Source organism: Nocardioides sp., from assembly GCF_035429765.1.
Lineage (GTDB): Bacteria > Actinomycetota > Actinomycetes > Propionibacteriales > Nocardioidaceae > Nocardioides.
In genome coordinates, this window is the sequence record NZ_DAOMFK010000155.1 from 1 (window position 1) to 7,291 (window position 7,291).

Genomic DNA, 7,291 nt, shown 5'->3' on the forward strand with positions numbered 1-7,291 from the left:
ACGACCTCCGCCTGCAGTACGCCGACGTTCCCGGCGCCCCGGCGTACCGGCTGGTCCGCGCGACGTGGGGCGCCGGGGCGGCAGCGGACGGGCTGGGCGGGCTGCTGCACGACGGCGACGAGCCGGACCTGCTGCCCGCTCATGCCGTCGGCAGGCTGATGGCCGACTGGCGCGGCTCCGCGACGGAGGCCGTCGTGGCGGTCGCCTTCCTGCTCGACCCGATGGCGCGGTGGGAGCCGCTGCACACCGTCGCAGACACCGCAGGGTGGCGGTCCGCCGACGGGCCCGTCGGGCCGCCTGAGCTCCTCGACGACCCGGCGAGCGACGTCGCGGCCCGGCTGTCCTTCTGGTGGCGTCGCGACGCCGTGGCCCGGCAGGTCGTGGTCGACCTCGACGGCTCCGGCCGGGCGACGATCGGCGGCGGCCGGACCGCCGTCCAGGACGCCCAGGGCGTGGACGGAGGGCGACCATGACCGGCTTCCCCGGATCGCCCGCGGTGCTCAAGGGCGGCCTCGTGCTCGTCGACCCGGCCTCGGCGGCCGTACGCCGCGTGATCGCGCTGCAGTACAACCCCGACTCGCTCAGCCGCACCCTCCAGGTCAAGAACGCCGGGCACGACAGCCCCGACCACGCCGAGGCGCTGCGCCTCACCGGTCCGCCGGTGGAGACGATCAAGCTCGACGCCGAGATCGACGCGACCGACCAGCTCGAGCTGCCCGACCGCTTCCCAGCAGTCACCGAGCTGGGGCTCTTCCCGGTGCTCGCGGCCCTGGAGACCATCGTCTACCCCGGCAGCAGCCGGCTGCAGGCCAACAACACCCTGGCCGCGGCCGGGACGCTCGAGATCGTGCCGATGGAGTCGGCCCTGGTGCTCCTGGTCTGGAGCCGCAGCCGGATCGTGCCGGTCCGGCTGACCGACTTCTCCGTCACCGAGGAGGCGTTCGACACCGCGCTCAACCCGATCCGGGCCCGGGTGAGCCTCGGCATGCGGGTGCTGTCGGTCGACGACCTCGGGTTCCAGCACCAGGGAGGCAGCCTCTTCATGACGTACCTGCAGCAGAAGGAACGCCTCGCCGGCCGCGCCCCGAGCGGCGCCCTCGGCACGCTCGGACTGACGGGGATCCGCTGATGGCCGCCCCGTTCCCGCCGACCAGCAGGTACGCCGCGACGGAGGTGGCGGTGCACGAGGACGCCGACGGCCGCCGGACGCCGTACCTGCGCCGCCGCTTCGTGCCGCAGCCGGAGGCGTTCGCACCCCTCACCGAGCACGAGGTGACCGAGGGGGAGCGCCTGGACACCGTGACGGCGCAGCACCTCGGCGACCCCGAGCAGTTCTGGCGGGTCGCCGACGCCAACCGGGCGATGCGGCCCGACGACCTGATGGAGGTGGGTCGCCGGCTCCGGATCACCCTGCCGGCAGGGATCCCGGGGGTGTCCGATGCTTGAGGGGGTCCACCTGACGTTGCTCGTCGGGCCGGTGGTCGCCGTACCCGTCCCACGGGAGGTGCTGGAGGCGCTCACCGCAGTCGAGGTGACCGAGCAGGACGAGGGGGTCGGCGGCTTCTCGCTGTCGTTCACGATGAGCAACCGGTCGGTCCTGCCGACGCTGTTCATGGTCGCCGGCGGCAGCCCGATCCCCGTCGTCCGGGTGGTCCTGGTCGCCACGCTCAACGGCACGCCGCACGTGCTCGTGGACGGTGTGGTCACCAAGACCCAGGTGGCGCCCGGCTCGGACGCCGGCCACTCGACGTTGCAGGTCATCGGCGAGGACCTGACCACCGTGATGGACAAGATCGAGATGACCGGGCTGGCGTACCCGGCCATGCCCGGAGAGGCCATCGTCGCGGTGATCCTCGCGAAGTACCTCGCGCTCGGCGTCGTCCCGATGATCGTGCCGAGCATCATGCTCGACGTCCCGATCCCGACCAGCCGCATCCCCACCCAGAAGGGCACGGACCTGGAGTACCTCCAGTGGCTGGCGAAGCGGGTGGGCTACGTGTTTTACCTGACCCCGGGTCCCGAGCCCGGGATGTCGGTCGCCTACTGGGGGCCGAAGGTCAAGGTCGGCGTGCCGCAGCCGGCCCTGAACGTCGACCTCGACGCCCACACGAACAGCGACGCGCTCACGTTCAGCTTCGACCCGCAGAACCGCTCGCTGCCGGTCGTCTACATCCAGAACGAGCAGACCAAGGTGCCGATCCCGGTCCCGATCCCCGACATCGGGCCCCTCAACCCGCCGCTGGGCCTGGTCGCACCGCTGCCGACGAAGTTCCACGCCCTTCCCGAGACCGCGAAGTACACGCCGGTGCAGGCCGTGCTCCTCGGCCTCGCCGAGGCCAGCCGGTCCGCCGACTGCGTGACGGGACGGGGCAGCCTCGACGTGCAGCGCTACGGCCACATCCTCCAGGCGCGCTCCCTCGTCGGCGTCCGTGGCGTGGGGCTGGCCTTCGACGGCCTCTACTACGTCACCCAGGTCAAGCACTCGATCAAGCGCGGTGAGTACAAGCAGTCGTTCTCCCTGGCCCGCAACGGGCTCGTCTCCACGGTGCCGGAGGTGGTGGCATGAGCAGCGCGACGAAGTACCTCGGCAAGTACCGCGGCACGGTGGTGCAGAACGTCGACCCGGAGCAGCGCGGCCGCATCCAGGCCATCGTGCCGGACGTCTCGAGCCTGGTGCCCACGACCTGGGCCACCGCCTGCGTCCCGCTGGCGGGCAAGTCGATGGGCACCTACCTGGTGCCCCAGATCGGGTCGGGGGTGTGGATCGAGTACGAGCAGGGCGACGTCGACTACCCGATCTGGACGGGCTGCTTCTGGGGCACGGTGGCGGACGTGCCCCCGCTGGCCCTGGCCGGCAACCCGGCGAGCCCGAGCATCGTCATCCAGACGGGCCTGCAGAACAGCATCGTGCTCAGCGACGTGCCCGGGCCGACCGGCGGCATCATGCTGAAGAGCTCGACCGGGGCGATGATCCTGGTCAACGACGTCGGCATCACGATCAGCAACGGCAAGGGCGCCACGATCACGATGACCGGCCCCACGGTGTCCATCAACAACGGCGCGCTGACGGTGGTGTGAGGTGCCCGGGCCACTGCTCCACGTCGGCGCCACGGTGCTCTGCGCGCACGCGGGCCAGGCGCAGCCGACCGCACCCAACCCTCGCGTGTCCGTGCTGGGTCAGCCCACCGTCACCCTGAGCACGCCGTACGTCGTGGCCGGCTGCACGCTGCCCCCGCCCACCGCCGGCAACGGCCCGTGCGTCACCGCCACCTGGGTCACCGCGGCGACCCGGGTCACGTCGAGCGGGCAGCCGCTGCTGCTCATGGACAGCCAGGCGGTGTGCGCGCCCACCGGCACACCGCTGACCCCGACGGTGGTGCAGTCGAGGGTGACGGCGACATGACGACCCCACGGACCCAGCTCGACTTCCCCTGGCACTACGACGAGCACGGGCGCACCGCGCTGACCGACGACGACGACCACCTGCGCGACATGGTCGAGCAGGTCCTCTTCACCAGCCCCGGGGAACGGGTGAACCGGCCGGACTTCGGCTGCGGCCTGCTCCAGCTGGTCTTCGCGCCGAACAGCCCGGAGCTGGCCGCCGCCGTGGAGTTCACCGTCCGGGCCGCGCTGCAGCGCTGGCTCGGCGACCTGCTCGAGGTGCTGTCGCTGGAGGTGGCCGCGGAGGACGGCACCCTCCGCGTCGACCTGGCCTACGCCGTCCGCCGCACCGCCACGACCACCACCGCGACCTTCACCCGGGAGGTGCCCGCATGAGCGGCGACCAGCCCCTCGTCTGCCGGCCCGGCGGCCGTCGGGCCGCCCTGCTGCGCGAGCGGGACCGGCTCAACGGCATCGACTTCGTCGAGGTGCTCCCCGGGCCGGCGCTGTGCGTGCACTTCTTCGGCGAGGTGCCGGCCGTCCGCGACGCCCGGCACCCCGAGGGGCTCACCCCCGAGAACTTCGAGGTGCGGGGTGGCCGGCGGATCAGGGGCATCACGGTGGTCGGCCTGTCGCTGGAGCAGAGCGGCGACCCCGAGCGCGACGACTGCCTGCGGCTCCAGCTGGACCGGGAGGGCGACTTCTCGACGTACACGGTGTGCCTCGTCGGCGTCGCGGGCTTCGACCCGCGCTACGCGTGCGCGGAGGTCAGGTTCCGTCTCGACTGTGCGGCCGACCTCGACTGCGCCACCGAGCCGTCGTGCGAGGACGACCTCGGCCCGGAGCCCGACCTCAGCTACCTGGCCAAGGACTACGCGACGTTCCGGCGGCTCGTGCTCGACCGGCTGGCGGTCACCATGCCGGACTGGCACGAGCGCCACGAGGCCGACCTCGGCATCACCCTGGTCGAGCTGCTGGCCTACGCCGGCGACCACCTCAGCTACTACCAGGACGCGGTTGCCACCGAGGCCTACCTCCACACCGCACGGCGGCGGATCTCGGTCCGCCGGCACGCGCGGCTGGTCGACTACCTCCTGCACGAGGGTCTGAACGCCCGGGCCTGGGTCACCGTGTGGACAGACGCGGACACCCCCGCGGTGCCGCGGTCGGAGCTCTCATTCACCACCGCCGGGCAGGGCCTGGTGTACCAGCCGCTGGGCGACCCCGACGAGCCGGTCGTCTTCCGCCAGGCCCACAGTGAGCTGCGCTTCCACACCTGGGGCGACGAGGAGTGCTGCCTCACCGCCGGCGCGACGTCGGCGACGCTGCTCGACCCGGACCGGGCCCTCGGCCTGCGCGTCGGCGACGTGCTGGTGCTGGAGGAGGTCAAGGGACCGCGCACCGGCAACCCCGCCGACGCGGACCCGACGCGCCGGCACGCGGTGCGGCTGACCTCGGTCGGGCAGGGGCGCGACGAGCTGCTCGCTGTCGACGTCGTGGAGGTGGCCTGGGCCCCTGCCGACGCGCTGCCGTTCGCGCTGTGCGTGTCGGTACGGCTGCCGGCCCCCGACTGCACGCTGATCAGCGACGTGTCGGTCGCCCGCGGCAACGTCGAGCTGGTCGACCACGGCGAGAGCGTGACGGAGCCGCTCGGGCCGGTGGGTGGCACGACCGTCACCGGTCCCTGCGCCTGCGACGGCGCGGTGCTCGAGGCCACCACCGTGCCGCACCGGTTCGGGCCGGTGCTGGGCACGGGTCCGCTGACGTTCGCCGACCCCGTCGACCTGACCGGACCCGCCGCGCTCGCGGGCGTCCGTGACCCGCACGCCGGCTCCCCGGCCGTGGTGCTGACCACGACGACCGGACCCGAGCAGCGGTGGACGCCGCGTCCCGACCTGCTCACCAGCGGGCCGGACGACCGGTGCTTCGTGGTCGAGGTCGACGACGAGGGGCGTTCCCACCTGAGGTTCGGCGACGGCGAGCTCGGCAGCCTGCCGCCGGTCGGGTCCACCTTCGCCGCGGCGTACCGCGTCGGCAGCGGTCCGGTCGGCAACGTCGGGCGGGACACGATCAGCACACTCGTGCTGCGCACCCAGGTGTGGAGCGGCCTCGACGTGCGGCCACGCAACCCCCTCGCCGCCACCGGTGGCACGCCACCCGAGCCGACGGCCGAAGCCAGGCTGTTCGCCCCGGACGCCTTCCGCGCCCGCCTGCGCCGGGCGATCACCGCGGCCGACTACGCGACCCTCGCCGGCGAGGTGCCCGGCGTCCAGGGCGCCGCCGCCGAGCTCGCGTGGACCGGCAGCTGGTACGAGGCCACACTCGCCGTCGACCAGCTCGGCGCCGACGAGGCCGCCCCCGAGCTCCTCGGCCGGGTCGCGACCGACCTGGCCGTCGTCCGCCGCCTCGGCCACGACCTCGCGGTCGGACCCGCGCACGCCGTGCCGGTCGACCTCCGGGTCGACGTCTGCGTCGACCCCCAGCACTCGCGCGGCGCCGTGCAAGCCGACGTGCTGGCCGTGCTCGGTTCAGGAGTGTCCGGTCGGACGTCCGGCCTGTTCCACCCCGACCGGCTCACGTTCGGCACGCCGGTGCGGGTCTCGCAGGTCGTGGCGGCGGTGCAGGGAATCCCCGGCGTCGCCACCGTCGAGGTCACCAGGCTGCGCCGTCTCGGCCATCCGGACGCCGGCGAGCTCGACGCCGGGGTCCTGCGGGTGCGCGACCTCGAGGTGGCGCGGCTCTCCGGGGATCCCAGCCTGCCCGAGCAGGGGCGGCTGGTCGTGGTCGTAGGAGGCGGACGATGAGCACGTGTGGTTGCTGCGGGACACCCGTCGCGCCGGTGCCGGTGGCGCACCGGCCCGGTCTGAGCGAGCTGGCCCTGCGGATCGGCACGCACCGCACGTTCCTGGCCGACATGCGCGCCCGGCTGTCGTCGGCGGACCTGCCGGCCCTGGCCTCCCTGACCACCCACGAGACCCCGGACCCGGCGGCCGCGCTCCTCGACGCGTGGGCGGTCGTGGCCGACGTCCTGACCTTCTACCAGGAGCGGATCGGCAACGAGGGCTACCTGCGGACGGCGACCGAGCGCCGCTCGCTGCTGGAGCAGGCCGCACTGGTCGGCTACCGCCCCCGCCCGGGGGTGGCCGCCAGCACCTACCTGGCCTACACCGTCGACGAGAACGCCGCCCCGGTCGAGCTGCCGGTCGGCGCCCGGGTCACCAGCGTCCCCGGCCCGGGGGAGGTGACGCAGACGTTCGAGACGGCCGAGCCCCTCGTGGCCCGGCACGAGTGGAACCGGCTCGGCGTCCGCCAGGCCCGCCCGCAGCTGGCCGCGGACGTCGTGGCCCACGGGCTCGTGCTCTCCGGCACGACGACCCGGCTGGCCGTCGGCGACGCGCTGCTGCTCGACCTGGGTCTCGCCCTGGGCCTCACCCCGGCCCGCGTCCGCGCCGTCGAGGCCGACCCTGAGGCGGACCGCACCACGGTCACGCTGGAGTCCTGGTCCGGCGCGCACCTCGCCGACGAGGTCGTCCGGGCCACCGTGCGGGTGCTGGCCGACACCTCGGCGTTCGAGGTGGACCCTGGCGGCGCCACCGCCACGAAGGTGCTCGGCGCGCTCGCGCGGGTCGAGGAGGGGGTGCGCGCCGGAGACGGGTCCTCGGCCGCCGCGGTCTCGGCCGCGCTCGAGGTGACCCGCCGGGAGCTGGAGGTCGCCCGGCGCAACGGCTGGACCCGGCTGGCGACCTGGCTGGAGGAGAGCGTGCTCCGGCTCGGCCGGGTACTGCCCGACGGCACGACCACGACGCGCCCGGGGCTCCTCGCCGTGCGCCGGGCCCGCGGGGATGCCAGCGACCCAAGGCGATCGGCGCCGACACCATGCGGCCCAACCGCGGCGGCCTGATGCCCTCGC

General features: G+C 73.9%; 9 protein-coding genes. All 9 read left to right on the plus strand.

Annotated elements, in window-relative coordinates:
- Window positions 1–473: hypothetical protein (locus tag PLP61_RS12885; RefSeq protein WP_324503134.1), on the plus strand; the 473-nt coding region annotated here is incomplete at its 5' end.
- Window positions 470–1,129: a hypothetical protein gene (locus PLP61_RS12890; RefSeq protein WP_324503136.1), complete on the plus strand. Its 660-nt coding sequence runs from the start codon at window positions 470–472 to the stop codon at window positions 1,127–1,129. The genes PLP61_RS12885 and PLP61_RS12890, both read left to right, overlap by 4 nt.
- Window positions 1,129–1,446, plus strand: a complete 318-nt coding sequence (locus PLP61_RS12895) for a LysM peptidoglycan-binding domain-containing protein (RefSeq protein WP_324503137.1) — start codon at window positions 1,129–1,131, stop codon at window positions 1,444–1,446. The genes PLP61_RS12890 and PLP61_RS12895 overlap by 1 nt, the downstream gene beginning before the upstream one ends.
- The gene (locus tag PLP61_RS12900) at window positions 1,439–2,566 is read left to right on the plus strand and encodes a hypothetical protein (protein WP_324503138.1); all 1,128 of its coding nucleotides are present in this window, start codon (window positions 1,439–1,441) and stop codon (window positions 2,564–2,566) included. The genes PLP61_RS12895 and PLP61_RS12900 overlap by 8 nt, the downstream gene beginning before the upstream one ends.
- A complete protein-coding gene (locus PLP61_RS12905) occupies window positions 2,563–3,078 on the plus strand; it encodes a phage baseplate assembly protein V (protein ID WP_324503139.1) in 516 nt (171 codons plus the stop codon). The genes PLP61_RS12900 and PLP61_RS12905 overlap by 4 nt, the downstream gene beginning before the upstream one ends.
- A 1-nt stretch (window position 3,079) precedes the next feature.
- Window positions 3,080–3,403, plus strand: a complete 324-nt coding sequence (locus tag PLP61_RS12910) for a hypothetical protein (protein WP_324503141.1) — start codon at window positions 3,080–3,082, stop codon at window positions 3,401–3,403.
- The gene (locus tag PLP61_RS12915) at window positions 3,400–3,777 is read left to right on the plus strand and encodes a GPW/gp25 family protein (RefSeq protein WP_324503142.1); all 378 of its coding nucleotides are present in this window, start codon (window positions 3,400–3,402) and stop codon (window positions 3,775–3,777) included. The genes PLP61_RS12910 and PLP61_RS12915 overlap by 4 nt, the downstream gene beginning before the upstream one ends.
- Complete coding sequence (locus tag PLP61_RS12920) at window positions 3,774–6,185, plus strand: putative baseplate assembly protein (protein ID WP_324503143.1); 2,412 nt, start codon at window positions 3,774–3,776, stop codon at window positions 6,183–6,185. The genes PLP61_RS12915 and PLP61_RS12920 overlap by 4 nt, the downstream gene beginning before the upstream one ends.
- Window positions 6,182–7,282 (plus strand): hypothetical protein, encoded by a 1,101-nt coding sequence (locus tag PLP61_RS12925; RefSeq protein ID WP_324503144.1) that lies wholly within the window; start codon window positions 6,182–6,184, stop codon window positions 7,280–7,282. Before PLP61_RS12920 ends, PLP61_RS12925 begins: the two co-directional genes overlap by 4 nt.
- Window positions 7,283–7,291: the final 9 nt, after the last annotated feature.